Source organism: Marinovum sp. J2-8, from assembly GCF_055808435.1.
Map to the genome: position 1 here is coordinate 1,149,316 of NZ_JBVVRZ010000001.1, position 13,691 is coordinate 1,163,006.

Annotated in this window: 9 protein-coding genes and 4 pseudogenes; 6 read left to right on the plus strand and 7 right to left on the minus strand. The window is 59.6% G+C overall.

Going from position 1 to position 13,691, the window contains the following annotated elements; all coding sequences use genetic code 11:
* Nucleotides 1-8: 8 nt before the first annotated feature.
* The 7 genes and pseudogenes from AC0L4F_RS05805 to hemN form a co-directional block, all read right to left on the minus strand.
* The gene (locus AC0L4F_RS05805; RefSeq protein ID WP_244686256.1) at nt 9-938 is read right to left on the minus strand and encodes a GAF domain-containing protein; all 930 of its coding nucleotides are present in this window, start codon (nt 936-938) and stop codon (nt 9-11) included.
* The gene (locus AC0L4F_RS05810; RefSeq protein ID WP_244686258.1) at nt 938-2,647 is read right to left on the minus strand and encodes an ABC transporter ATP-binding protein; all 1,710 of its coding nucleotides are present in this window, start codon (nt 2,645-2,647) and stop codon (nt 938-940) included. Before AC0L4F_RS05810 ends, AC0L4F_RS05805 begins: the two co-directional genes overlap by 1 nt.
* A gap of 5 nt (nt 2,648-2,652) precedes the next feature.
* On the minus strand, nt 2,653-3,735 hold the full coding sequence (locus AC0L4F_RS05815; protein WP_244686260.1) for an ABC transporter permease: 1,083 nt from the start codon (nt 3,733-3,735) through the stop codon (nt 2,653-2,655).
* Between the two features lie 111 nt (nt 3,736-3,846).
* Nucleotides 3,847-5,211 (minus strand): CmpA/NrtA family ABC transporter substrate-binding protein, encoded by a 1,365-nt coding sequence (locus AC0L4F_RS05820; RefSeq protein ID WP_244686262.1) that lies wholly within the window; start codon nt 5,209-5,211, stop codon nt 3,847-3,849.
* Nucleotides 5,212-5,483: 272 nt separating this feature from the next.
* A complete protein-coding gene (locus AC0L4F_RS05825) occupies nt 5,484-6,659 on the minus strand; it encodes a CmpA/NrtA family ABC transporter substrate-binding protein (protein WP_244686264.1) in 1,176 nt (391 codons plus the stop codon).
* Nucleotides 6,656-7,241, minus strand: a pseudogene (locus tag AC0L4F_RS05830) (ANTAR domain-containing response regulator). The gene AC0L4F_RS05825 and the pseudogene AC0L4F_RS05830 overlap by 4 nt, the downstream one beginning before the upstream one ends.
* A 253-nt stretch (nt 7,242-7,494) precedes the next feature.
* Nucleotides 7,495-8,851: pseudogene (gene hemN, locus AC0L4F_RS05835) on the minus strand (oxygen-independent coproporphyrinogen III oxidase).
* 52 nt (nt 8,852-8,903) lie between these two features.
* Here hemN and fnrL point away from each other — a divergent pair.
* The 6 genes and pseudogenes from fnrL to AC0L4F_RS05865 all read left to right on the plus strand — a co-directional run.
* Complete coding sequence (gene fnrL, locus AC0L4F_RS05840; RefSeq protein ID WP_244686373.1) at nt 8,904-9,635, plus strand: transcriptional regulator FnrL; 732 nt, start codon at nt 8,904-8,906, stop codon at nt 9,633-9,635.
* A 165-nt stretch (nt 9,636-9,800) separates the two neighbouring features.
* Nucleotides 9,801-11,417 (plus strand): cytochrome-c oxidase, cbb3-type subunit I, encoded by a 1,617-nt coding sequence (ccoN, locus tag AC0L4F_RS05845; protein ID WP_244686266.1) that lies wholly within the window; start codon nt 9,801-9,803, stop codon nt 11,415-11,417.
* Nucleotides 11,418-11,427: 10 nt separating this feature from the next.
* Entirely contained in the window at nt 11,428-12,153 is a 726-nt protein-coding gene (ccoO, locus tag AC0L4F_RS05850; RefSeq protein ID WP_244686269.1) for a cytochrome-c oxidase, cbb3-type subunit II, read from the plus strand.
* 9 nt (nt 12,154-12,162) lie between these two features.
* A complete protein-coding gene (locus tag AC0L4F_RS05855) occupies nt 12,163-12,405 on the plus strand; it encodes a cbb3-type cytochrome c oxidase subunit 3 (RefSeq protein WP_336623637.1) in 243 nt (80 codons plus the stop codon).
* Nucleotides 12,395-13,259, plus strand: a pseudogene (gene ccoP, locus AC0L4F_RS05860) (cytochrome-c oxidase, cbb3-type subunit III). The gene AC0L4F_RS05855 and the pseudogene ccoP overlap by 11 nt, the downstream one beginning before the upstream one ends.
* Before the next feature lie 147 nt (nt 13,260-13,406).
* A pseudogene (locus AC0L4F_RS05865) lies at nt 13,407-13,691 on the plus strand (cytochrome c oxidase accessory protein CcoG); the annotation flags it as partial.

The following is a 13,691-nucleotide window of genomic DNA, read 5'->3' on the forward strand; positions in this document are numbered from 1 at the left end:
GCCAGGGCTCAGGCGTACCAGGCGACGATATGGGCCAGTTCACCGTTGGAATGGATCGGCAGGGCCACCACGGAATCATATCCCGCCGCCAGACCTTCGGTTTGTTCCACCACCGGCAGGCCCGTGCCCAGAACCCGGCCGATCAACCCCTGCCAGGCCGAAACCTTGCGCGGGCTTTCGTCATCCCAAAGCCGCCCCTCGCGGGCGCAGATCCCGTCGATCAGCACCGCATCGTTGGCTTTGCCGACCTTGGCCGCGCGTGCGTCCCAGATTTCGAACCGGCGCGCGATCGGCGTGCCGCGTGCCGACAGCAGCGTCAGAACAAAGGTGTCACCACCCGGCACCGGGATCGGCAGGCCAAGACCCGTGGTCAGCCCGGCCTTGCCCGCGCTTTCAGAGCGGATAAAGGCATAGCCAGAGCCCAGATCGCGCATCAGGATCGGGGTTTTTGCCGCCCAGACACCACCGGGAAGACCCTGGCCGCGCGGAAATTGGGTATGTTTCGAGACGAACTCGAAATGTTTGGCCGCGCCGTAATAGCCGTCATCCAGCCTCAAAAGGGTGTCGTCGGCTTTCCAGACTTCGATGGCGCCGGTGCGCACGTCGTCGTCGCCGCACAGCACCACCAAAACCGATTTGAGCGTTTCACCGTCAAACACCGGGATTGCCACGGCGCTGGTCAGGCCCGCTTCATGTGCCGCTTCGGTCCGTTTGAAATACGACCCGTCAAACCCTTTCAGCACAACCGGGCGTGCCTCGGCCCAGGCTTTGCCAGGCAGGCCTTCGCCCTTGGCAAAACTGGTCTGGCGCGAGGCTTCTTCGAATGCTTTCAGGTCGCCATAATTGCCACCGGCCAGCACCAGCGTGTCGCCCTCTGGCACCCAATATTCGGTGACTTCGATAAAGGTGCGGACGTCCGTTTCAATCAACGCTTCCATTATGCAGCTTCCTTCTCATCGTCCTTGGGGGTCTTGGCCTCTTCTTCAGCGGCCATCTCCGACTTGCCTTTGGCACCGTGTTCGTATTCCTCAAGAAAGCTCAGAACCTGATCGCGGTAGGCGTAGTAATCCGGGTGCTCCAGCAGTGCCTTGCGGGTGCGGGGGCGGGGCAGGTCGACGTTGACGACGCGGCCGATTGTGGCCTGTGGCCCGTTGGTCATCATCACCACGCGGTCGGCCAGCAGGATCGCCTCATCCACGTCATGGGTGACACAGATCGCGGTGACCTTGGTCCGGCTCCAGACCTCCATCAGCACCTCTTGCAGCTCCCAGCGCGTCAGGCTGTCGAGCATGCCGAAAGGTTCATCCAGCAGCAGGAGTTTCGGCGAGAGCGCAAAGGCGCGGGCAATACCGACCCGCTGCTTCATGCCGTTGGACATGTCATTGGCAGAGCGGTCCATCGCATCGGCCAGACCCACACGCTCAAGGTAGTATTCCACCACATCCTGACGCTCGGCCTGGCTTGCCTTGGGATAGACCTTGTCGACGCCGATGGCACAGTTTTCCCGTGCGGTCAGCCAGGGGAACAGGTTGGGCGATTGAAACACAACGGCGCGTTCTGGATCGGCGCCTTGAACATGATAGCCATCCAGCCGGATCGCGCCCTTGGAAATGCTGTTAAGGCCAGCGGCCATGGTCAGCACCGTGGATTTACCACAGCCCGAATGGCCGATCAGCGAAATGAACTCGCCCCGGTTCACCTTGAGGTCGAAATCCTCGACCACGGTCAGCGGGCCCTTGGGGGTGGGGTAGATTTTGTGCAACTGGCTGAAATCAAGGAACCTTTCCTCGATCATGCCTTCCTGCGCTTCTTTGACGGCGGCGGGCACACCATGCACCGGGGTGACATTGGGCAATATGCGGCTGCCTTCGACCTTGGCCTCGATGCCCACATCCATCAGGTAATTGGTGACCTGGGCGCGTAGTTTTTTGAACCCTTCGTGGTGGTTCATTTCGCTGCGCTCACGTGGGCGGGGGATGTCGACCGTAACCGCGTCACCCAGCGTCCCGTCGGGGTTCAGCGGAATGATCCGGTCGGCCAGCATGATGGCTTCGTCCACGTCATTGGTGATCAGTACACAGGTCTTTTTGTCGGCATCCCAAATCGCCTCGATCTTATCGGCCAGGTTGGCGCGGGTCAGCGCATCCAGCGCCGACAGCGGTTCATCCAGCAGAAGAACCTCGGGGTTCATCGCCAATGCACGCGCCACGTTGACCCGTTGACGCATGCCGCCGGACAGCTCCGCCGGACGGCGATGGGTGGCATGGGGCAGGCCGACCATATTGATGTAATGCGCGGCTTTTTCGGCCTTTTCCGCCTTGGGCATGCCGGGAAAGATCGTGTCGATCGCCAGCATCACATTGCCCTGCACCGTAAGCCACGGCATCAGCGAATAGTTCTGAAAGATCACGCCGCGTTCCGGCCCCGGTCCGGTGATCGGCTTGCCCTTGAAGGTGACGCTGCCCTTGGTCGGGTTTTCGAGGCCCGCCATCAGATTGATCAACGTCGTCTTGCCAGTGCCGGAGAAGCCGAGGAGAACAAGGAATTCACCTTCCTGCACTTCGAGATTGATGTTTTTCAACACATCTTCGCGGTGCGTGCCTTCGCCGAAGCTCTTGGAGACATTGTCGAATTTAAGGATGCTCATGGGGATCACCGGTTGTTCGAGAATGTGAAGAGGGATTGCAATGCGAACATCACCCGATCCAGCAAGAAGCCGATGATGCCGACCGTCAGAACCGCAACCATGATTTTGGCAAGCGAGGAGGACGAGCCGTTCTGGAACTCATCCCAGACGAATTTGCCAAGGCCAGGGTTCTGGGCCAGCATTTCGGCAGCGATCAGCACCATCCAGCCCACACCCAGCGACAGGCGCAACCCGGTGAAGATCAGCGGCAGGGCCGAGGGCAGAACCAGTTTGGTGATCTTGGTCCAGGTGTTCATTTTCAGAACCTTGGACACATTGACCAGATCCTTGTCGATGCTGGCGACACCCAGACCGGTGTTGATCAGCGTCGGCCAAAGCGAACAAAGCGTCACGGTGATGGCCGAGATCAGAAAGGATTTCGAGAACATGCCATCATTGGTGGCATAGACGGCGGAAACGATCATCGTCACGATCGGCAGCCATGCCAGCGGCGACACCGGTTTGAAGATCTGCACCAGCGGGTTGATCGCGGCGTTTGCGGTGGGGGACAGACCGGCCATGATGCCCAGTGGAACGGCGACCACCGTGGCCAGAAGGAAGCCAAAGAACACGGTTTTGATCGAGGTCCAGATCTGTTGGTAATAGCTTGGCGCGCCGGTATAGGCGACGTTTTTGACCTCGTCCGCGCGACCATCCGCAATCAGCTTGTCGTTGCGTTTGGCAACCATAGCTTCGAATTTTTCACGTTTTTCGGCCTTGGCCCCGGCATCTTCATGCAGGTTGACCGCTTCGACCCAGACTTCGGCCGGGCCGGGCACCGCGCCCAGAGATGTCTGCACCCGTGGCGCCAGGGTGGCCCAGAGCGACAGGAAAATCGCAATGGCGATCAGCGGCACGACCAGAAGGCGCCAGATCTCCTTGACCTGTGCTTTCGGGTTGTCCCCGGCGGCGGCTTTCAGCACCGGCGTGGCCCAGCTCAGGCCCAGCACCTGGAACCATTTGTCCGCCGCATTGATGCGGGTGAAAAGCCGTTCCTTGCGGGCTTCGCGCGCTTCGGCGTCAGTGAAATTCGGGTCTACGGTGGTCATGTGTTTGTCCCCTTGGGGTTTGGTGGAGGCCCCGGAGCAATGTCCGGGGCGCGCGCGTCTCGCGGTGATCGCGCCCCGGACAGGATCCGGGGCCTCTGCCTTTGGTTTGGCTCAGCCTTTGACTTCGGTGCCAACAACCATCTGCTCGCCCTTCAGGCCGATCGGCAGGCTGTCGAGATAGGCATTGGGGGTCTTGCCGTCATAAGCGATGCCATCAATGATATCGCCCGCCGGGGTCGGGGCTTTGTAGCCATCGCTGTCCCATGGGAAATCAGCCTCGTTCGCCAGACCTTCGTCGACCAGCATACGGGCGGCCTGAAGATAGATTTCCGGCTTGTAGACCGACTTGGCCACTTCATCATACCAGCTGTCTGGCTTGGCCTCGGTGATTTGGCCCCAACGGCGCATCTGTGTCAGATACCAGATCGCATCGGAATAGAACGGATAGGTCGCGTTGTAGCGGAAGAACACGTTGAAGTCGGGAACCGCACGTTTGTCGCCCTTTTCGTATTCAAACGTCCCGGTCATCGAAGCGGCGATCACCTCGGCATCGGCACCGACATATTCCGGCTGCGACAGGATTTCGACCGCCTCCATCCGGTTAGCGTTGTCGTTTTCATCCAGCCATTGTGCCGCACGGATCAGCGCCTTGGTCACGGCAAGGGTGGTGTTTGGATTGGCTTCCTGGAATTCCGCGGAGATGCCGAAAACCTTTTCCGGGTTGTTTTTCCACAGCTCATAATCGGTGATCACCGGCACGCCGATGCCCTTGAACACCGCTTGCTGGTTCCATGGCTCGCCCACGCAATAGCCATAAATGGTGCCCGCCTCGAGTGTGGCCGGCATTTGCGGCGGCGGGGTCACGGACAACAGCACATCGGCACCAATCTGGCCGGAAATGTTTTCGCCGCTGTAAAACCCCGGATGCAGACCACCGGCCGCCAGCCAGTAGCGCAGTTCATAGTTGTGGGTGGAGACCGGGAAAACCATTCCCATGTTGAACGGTTTGCCGTCGTTCTTGTATTTCTCGACCACCGGGGCCAGCGCCTCGGCACTGATCGGGTGAATTGGCTTGCCCTCGGCATCGGCGGGGATATTCGGCTTCATCTGCTCCCAGATCTCGTTGGAAACCGTGATGCCGTTGCCGTTCAGATCCATCGAAAACGGGGTGATGATATGCGCCTCGGTGCCGAACCCGATGGTCGCGGCCAGCGGTTGACCGGCCAGCATATGCGCGCCGTCCAACTGGCCGCCAATCACGCCGTCCAGCAGAACCTTCCAGTTCGCCTGGGCCTCCAGCGTGACAAACAGACCTTCGTCCAGGAAATACCCCTGTTCATAGGCCACAGCCAGCGGTGCCATGTCTGTCAGTTTGATAAAGCCAAATGTCAGCTCGTCTTTTTCCAGATCAAGCTCCGCAAATGCGGGGCTGACAAGGGCGGTGGATGCCGCAAGGCCAAGGAGGAGTTTCTTCATCTGTCTTTCCTTTTGATTTGTGCCCGGGCGGGAGGAAGGACCCGAGCAAATAAAAAAGCCGCTAACTCACACTGCCTGTCTGGCGGTGGGTCGAGCGGCTTTGCTCATGATCCTCAAATCTTTGAGGGAAATTCCAGCAGCGGGCATCGTTGCCTGCCGATGACTTATTTATGACAGGTGATTGGCAAAATGCGCAAAGAGAAGTTGGCGTTTTGCGGCGATTATTCTGCATCGCAGCGCAGTCAATGCTGCGGCTGCGCAAAAAATGGGCATCAAATCAGGTCGGGATCAAAAACGCGGCCATCGAAGAACCCGTCAGGCCGCAGAATCAGCCGCCCGGTCTCGGTCGCAACGGCGGTTTCAACGCTGACGCCGCCCTCGATCTTGGCCGAAGCGGTTGGCAAAGGCGCATTCAGCCCCGCCAGCGCGGTCCGATACAGATCACTGCGATAGACCGCCCGCGCGGCGGTTTTCGCGGTCACGCGATCCAGCCCGGTGCGCGCCGCCAATTGCTGGCCGATCCATTCTGCCTGACTGCGCCAGGGGAAGGTCGCGGCAGCGGCGTGGAATTCGACAAATCCCGGCACTTCGCGTTCCTGACCGGTTTGTGACAGCACCAGCCGACCCGACAAGGCGCGATCCAGAATGTCCGGCGCAATGTTCAGGTATTCGCGACGCGACAGGATTTCCGCCGTCAAACTATGGGACGAAGGATCCGCCAGCCAGCGCCCGGCGTGCCAGACCGCCCGGATCAACCGCCCCAAAAGCGCATTTTCCGCCGCCGCCCAATCGCTGCGCACAGCCAGGACCTTTTCCGGGGCAAAGGCCCAGATCGCGGAACAGGGCAGCAACAATTCCCCCATCCCGGTTTCCACCGCCTGACTGCCCCAAGGCTCGCCCACGCAAAATGCGTCAATCTCACCCGCGCGGATCGCATCCGCCATCAGCGGCGGCGGCACGGTGCGGATGTCGACGCTCTGCGGGGCAGGCAGGCCCAGCGCAGAAAGCCAGTAATAGACCAGCTCGGCATGCATCGAAAACGGAAACGGCACGCCAATGCGCAACCGCCCGCCCGCAGCCCCAATCAGGGCCATGCCAGCGGCGCGGGCGTCGCGGAACCCGAAATCGTGGCCGCCATCGTGAATGCGCCGGGCCAGATCACGGCTGACGCCAATCACATTGCCATTGACCGACAGGACCGAAACCGCCGACAGCGGCGCGCCAGCCCCACCAAGCCCCATTGCCGTCGCCACCGGCACCGGCGACAACATATGCGCCGCATCAACCTGGCCAAAGCTCAGCATGTCCCGCAGCGAAGACCACGACGGCGCGCGCCGCAGATCCAGCGAAATGCCTTCCTCGGCGGCAAATCCCATTTCCTGGGCCACAACCAATGGCGCAGCATCCACCAACGGGATGAACCCGACAGACAGTGTTGTCAGACTCATGACAACAACCCCGCCGCAGTGACCAGCGCCTGAGCCACATCGGCAACCCGCTTGCCCTGATCCATCGCGGTTTTCCGCAGCAGCGCATATGCTTCGTCTTCGCCAATGCCGCGCGCCTTCATCAACATACCTTTTGCACGGTCGATGACCTTGCGCTCTTCCAACGCGCGCTTTGTTTCCGCCAGCTCGGTGCGCATCCGCTGAAACATGCGAAACCGGGTGATTGCGGCGTCCAGGACGGCTTTGACCCGCTGTGGCTGCATCCCGTCGACCACATAGGCCGACACACCGGCCTCGATCGCAGCGGTCGACAGCCCCTCGGGCGAACGGTCCACAAACATGGCGACCGGCCGCTCCAACGGGCCAGAGGCCAGTGCCAGCTCCTCCAACATGTCCCGCGACGGGTTCTCGATGTCGATCAGCACCATGTCGGGTTGGCGGGCCTGAATTCTGGCGGGCCAGGCTGGTCGGCTCGGAGATGACCTGAATGTCAAAATCCCCAGCCGTGCGCAGGCTGTCCACGATCAGCAAGGCGCGATCGCGGTCCGGTTCCACAATGGTGATCGAAATCGGTTGGTTCATAGCCTCAGATGTGCGGCTTGGCGCGGGAAAGTAAATGCTGGGCGGGTGAACTTTGGGGCGTTTCCTGGTGATACGCTGTTTTTTTAGGCATCGACCGCGGCGGGCTCTCCTACGGCCACATCCTGCGGCCATGCAATGTACGGTCCCGCTGATTTCATCTGACCAAAAATATCCCGGGGGTGAGGCCAAAGGCCGAGGGGGCTGGCCCCCTTTTGCGCCCGCAGGGCCTTTGATTTATTACACCGCCGCTCGGCTAGATCGCCGAGGCATGCGCCAGAGTTCTGGGCCAGAAACCCATCGACCCGGCTGGCAATCACCCGCACGAGGGGTTTGAAATCTTCGCGAATCTGCAACCCGCCCTTGGCGATGAAAAACGCATCCGGAAATTGCCGCATCAGGGCAATGCCCGTGGCATGAATTGCCTCTCTCTCCTCGGGAAAATCCGCCAGCAGCCGGGTTTCCCGAAAACCGAAGCAACACATCAGATCCTCGATCACACGCGCGGTCAGAATATCCTGCGGCTGCATTTCATAGCCGTTGTGCCCGGCCAATCCGCTGCTTGCGATCCGGTCGAGATAGGCCGAGGTGGCGGCGGCATTCTGTGAATAGCCTTGCGGAAATCTGGAAATTGCCGATGCGCCAAGACCGACAAGCGTCGGGGTGGTGTCATCGGTATAGCCCTGAAAATTGCGCCGCAACCGACCGGCCCGGGCGGCAATGGCCAACCCGTCAGAGGGCAGCGCAAAATGGTCTATGCCGATCTCGTCATAGCCCGCCGAGACAAAGGCCTGTTGGGCCAATTTGGTCAGATCGAAACGCGCATAGGTATCGGGCAGGCTTGCCGCGTCGATCATCACCTGACGTTTCGACATCCACGGCACATGCGCATAGCCATAAATCGCCAGACGATCAGGGCAGAGCGACAGCACCTGTTGCAGAGTTGCGGCAAAGCTGTCGCTGGTTTGATGTGGCAACCCGTACAGCAGATCCAGATTGATATTGTCGACCCCCAGACCGCGCAATTGCTGGATCACGCGGTCGGTCTGTTCAAAGGATTGGTGCCGCCCAATGGCGTCCTGCACATCCGCGGCAAAATCCTGAACCCCGATGCTGGCGCGATTCAGGCCGAAATCAACCAGGGTCGCCAATAGCTCCGGCGCGGCTTCGGTCGGGTCGATTTCGACCGAAAATTCGATGTCGGTGGTCGGGGCAAACGCGGCAAAGACCTTATCAAGCAGCAGGGCCATGGTGGCGGGGGACAAAATGGTGGGTGTGCCGCCCCCCAGATGCAGCCGCGCCATTTTCACGCCCGAAGGCAGGCATTTGCGGACATTTGCAATTTCCCGGCGTAGCACCTCGACATAGGCGTCCACCGGGCGCAGCGTCTTTGTGCCCTGGGTCCGGCAGGCACAGAAGAAACACAGCCGCTTGCAAAACGGAATGTGAATATAGACCGAAATCTCGCTGCCTGCGGGCACCGCATTCAGCCAGTCGGATTGATGCCGATGACCTTCGCCCGGGCGAAAGTGATTGGCCGGCGGATAGCTGGTATAGCGCGGCACACGTGCGTCAAAGAGCCCGTGCTTTCGGAGTTGCTCTGGAATGTTCATACTGTAGATTGATCATGCAACGATCAGGTCCACATTGATGCAGATCAACAAGATGCCAATTCCCGAATTAACCTCGGTCCGCTGTCAGGAATGCCCGATCCGCCATCGTGCGGTCTGTGCGAAATGCGACGAGGAGGAGCTGGAGCTGCTGAGCGGGATGAAGACCTATCGCAGCTTCAAGGCTGGCGATGTCATTCTGTGGCGTGGTGAGCCGTTGCAATTTGTGGCCTCGCTGGTGACGGGGGCGGCGACGCTGTCAAAAACCCTTGAGGACGGTCGCACCCAGATGGTGGGTCTGCTTTTACCATCGGATTTCATTGGCCGACCCGGACGTCAGGAAATCGAATTCGACGTCACGGCGACCACCGATGTGACCTTGTGCTGTTTTGATCGCAAACCGTTTGAAAAACTGGTCGAAGACACGCCGCATGTGGCGCAGCGCCTGATGGAGCTGGCCTTGGACGAGCTGGACGCCGCGCGCGAATGGATGCTGCTTTTGGGCCGCAAGACCGCGCGGGAAAAGATTGCGACCTTTATCGAAATGCTGGCCCGGCGCGCCACGGTTCAGGACCAGGAGGCGGGCGGCCAGTTCATCCTGTATCTGACACGGGATCAGATCGCGAATTACCTTGGTCTGACATTGGAAACGGTCAGTCGCCATTTTTCGGCTTTGAAAAAAGAAGGCATGATCGGCTTTTCCGATCGTCACCATATTGAGGTTCTGGATCTGCCCGGATTGCAATTGGCGACGGGTGACGACGCCGATGGTGGCTTGGTCAGTTAAGTTCCTTTTGCACAGGCATGTGTTCGGCGGCCATGTGTTCGGCGGCACAGGCCGGTCGGGAATTGCGACCTTGATCCAGATCAAGGCATAGATTTGCCGACCCCTAAAACCACCCTGCGAACAGGAGCGTCTTTTCGGTGCTCTGTTAAGATCAGGGGTGTCTGAATGGACTATATAAAATTAATACTATTGGCGTTGGTCACGTTCTTTGCCGCGATTGGCGTGAATTGGGCGCATGATCTGGCATATCAGGTTCATGCGGTCCTGATCATGTTGATCGCCTTTGTGATGTTTGTCCGGGTGTTGCGCCGGATCGACGAAGCGCCGCCCGCGCCGCCGGTAGAGGGCATCTACTTTGACGGTGTGATCCGGGCCGGTGTGATTGCCACCGCATTCTGGGGGATTGCCGGCTTTCTGGTCGGCACCTTCATTGCCTTTCAACTGGCCTTTCCGGCGTTGAATTTCGATTGGGGCCAGCCGTTCACCAACTTTGGCCGCTTGCGCCCGCTGCATACAAGTGCGGTGATCTTTGCCTTTGGTGGCAATGCCCTGATCGCGACATCGTTTTACGTGGTGCAGCGCACCAGCGGCGTGCGGCTTTGGGGCGGCAAGGCCGCTTGGTTTGTGTTCTGGGGCTATCAGCTGTTTATCGTGCTGGCGGCGACCGGCTATCTGCTGGGGGCAACCCAGTCCAAGGAATATGCCGAACCGGAATGGTATGTCGATCTCTGGCTGACTCTGGTCTGGCTGACCTATCTGGCGGTCTATCTCGGCACAATCTTTCACCGCCGTGAAAAGCATATCTATGTGGCGAACTGGTTCTTCCTCAGCTTCATCATCACGGTTGCCATGCTGCATGTGATCAACAACCTGTCGATCCCGGTCAGCATCTGGGGCAGCAAATCTGTGCAGGTCTTCTCGGGCGTGCAAGATGCGATGACCCAGTGGTGGTACGGCCACAACGCGGTGGGCTTCTTCCTGACTGCCGGGTTCCTGGGGATGATGTATTACTTTGTGCCGAAACAGGCGGGTCGCCCGGTCTATAGCTACAAACTGTCGATCATTCACTTCTGGGCGCTGATCTTCCTTTATATCTGGGCAGGTCCACACCATTTGCATTACACCGCGCTGCCGGATTGGGCATCGACCCTGGGCATGGTGTTTTCGATCATCCTCTGGATGCCCAGCTGGGGCGGAATGATCAACGGTCTGATGACGCTGCAAGGCGCCTGGGACAAACTGCGCACCGACCCGATCCTGCGGATGTTCGTGCTCAGCCTTGGGTTCTATGGCATGTCGACATTCGAAGGGCCGATGATGTCGATCCGCGCGGTGAACTCGTTGTCGCATTACACCGACTGGACCATCGGGCATGTGCATTCCGGCGCGCTTGGTTGGAACGGCATGATCACCTTTGCCTGTCTCTATTACCTGACACCCAAGCTTTGGGGGCGCAAACAGATGTATTCCCTGTCTGCCATCAGCTGGCATTTCTGGCTCGCGACCTTGGGGATCGTGCTTTACGCGGCCTCGATGTGGGTGACCGGCATCATGGAAGGTTTGATGTGGCGCGAAGTCGACGATCAAGGGTTCCTGGTGAATTCCTTTGCCGACACGGTCAGCGCAAAATTCCCGATGTATGTGGTGCGCGGATTGGGCGGGGTCATGTTCCTCAGCGGTGCGGTGATCATGTGCTGGAACATGTGGATGACCATCCGTCGCGGCAGCCCGGCAGAGGCCCGGATGCCGACCCCCTCCGCCAGCGCCGTCCCGGCAGAATAAGGAGCAGATCATGGCAATTCTTGACAAACACGCCGTCCTGGAAAAAAGCCCGACCCTGCTTTTGACCTTTTCCCTGCTGGTGGTCACCGTTGGCGGGCTGGTGGAAATCGCACCGCTGTTCTGGTTGGAAAACACCATCGAAGAGGTTGAGGGCGTGCGTCCCTACAGCCCGCTCGAACTGACCGGACGCGACATCTATATTCGCGAAGGGTGCTATACCTGCCACAGCCAGATGATCCGCCCGATGCGGGATGAGGTCGAACGCTATGGCCATTATTCGCTCGCGGCAGAGAGCATGTATGATCACCCATTCCAATGGGGCTCAAAACGCACCGGGCCGGATCTGGCCCGGGTGGGGGGGCGATATTCCGATGCCTGGCATGTGGATCACCTGAAAGATCCGCAATCTGTGGTGCCGGAAAGTGTGATGCCGAAATATGCGTTCCTGTCGGATGCCGAAATCGACAGCGATCATATCGAGGCGCTTTTGCGCACACACCGATTTGTCGGCGTGCCCTATAGCGACGAGCAGATTGCCCAGGCCAGTGCGGATTTTCATGTCCAGGCGGACCCGGACGGCGATTGGGACGGGCTTGTCGAACGTTATCCCGGCGCGGCTGTGTCGAACTTTGACGGGCAATCGGCCCTGACCGAGATGGATGCCCTGATTGCCTATCTTCAGGTCATGGGCACCATGGTCGATTTTTCAACCTTCACACCAGACGCAAGCCGTTAAAGGGGGCAGATGATGGATACCTATACGCTCTTGCGGGAAGTTGCCGACAGCTGGGTTTTGCTGGCGATGTTCCTGTTCTTTCTCGGGGTGATGATCTGGGCCTATCTGCCCAGCCAAAGCGCCGCCAGAACCGAAGCCCAGATGATCCCGTTTCGCGACGACGACGCACAGGCAAGCCTGAATTCCGACCTGAATGCCGGCCCCGAAGGGTCGCAGGCGATGGTGCAGAAAGGACAATCCGATGGCCGATAAGAAGCTGGATGAAGAAACCGGCACGGAAACCACCGGCCACAGCTGGGATGGCATCGAAGAGCTGAACACGCCCTTGCCGCGCTGGTGGCTCTGGACACTTTACGCCACGATTGTCTGGGGCATTGGCTATACCATTGCCTATCCGGCCTGGCCGATGATTTCCGGTGCTACGGCAGGGGTTCTGGGCTATTCGACCCGTGCGGCGGTGGCGACCGATATTGCCGAGCATGAGGCAAAGAACCAGGGCCTGGTCGAGGCGCTGTTGGCGGCAGATCTGACCACGCTTTCGGCTGGCGACGATCTGCATCGTTATGCGGTGGCGCGCGGCGGATCGGTGTTTCGTGCGCAATGCAGCCAGTGCCACGGTGCCGGTGCGGCGGGGGCGGTCGGTTATCCCAACCTGCTGGATGACGATTGGCTCTGGGGGGGGGACATCGAAAGCATTTCCGCCACCGTGGCCCATGGCGTGCGCAACGACACCGACGACGATGCGCGCTATTCCGAAATGCCCGCCTTTGGCGACATGCTGGAAGACGAAGACATCCATGCCGTGGTTGAATATGTCTATGGGTTGTCATCGCCGGACTTCGACAAGGCCCTGGCCGAACAGGGGGCAACGGTCTTTGCCGACAATTGCAGCGCCTGTCATGGCGATACGGCCCAAGGTGACCGCGAGCTGGGCGCGCCAAATTTGGCAGATGCGATCTGGCTTTATGGCGGAAGTCGTGAAACAGTGGAAGAAACCGTACGCAATGCGCGCTACGGTGTGATGCCAGCCTGGGGCCAACGCCTTGGTCAGGCCGATATTCGCGCTGTTTCTGTCTATGACGCATTCCTTGGGAGGAGGCGAGTAGACAGACTGGCGGCCGCCATATGCGCGGCAGCCACCCCCGAAGCGGTCCTGTTCGCAAAACGACGCCGCTTCGGGGCCCTTGCTTGATCCAGATCAAGGCAAGCGCCCACCGGCCCGCGTATCAGGGGCCTGCGAACAGGATAACATCATGACAAATCAAAGCCTTTATGCCGCCAGAGAGCCGATTTTCCCGCGTCGGGTGTCCGGCATGTTCCGCCGCCTGAAATGGTGGATCATGGGGGTGACCCTGGCGATCTATTATCTGACCCCCCTGGATCCGATGGGATCGCGGGCCGAACCTGCCGGATCAGGCGGTGTTGGTCGATATGATGCACCGTCGTTTCTATTTCTTCTGGATCAAGATCTGGCCGCATGAATTTATTTCGTGGCCGGTCTGTTGATCATGGCGGGCTTGGGGCTTTCCTGTTCACCT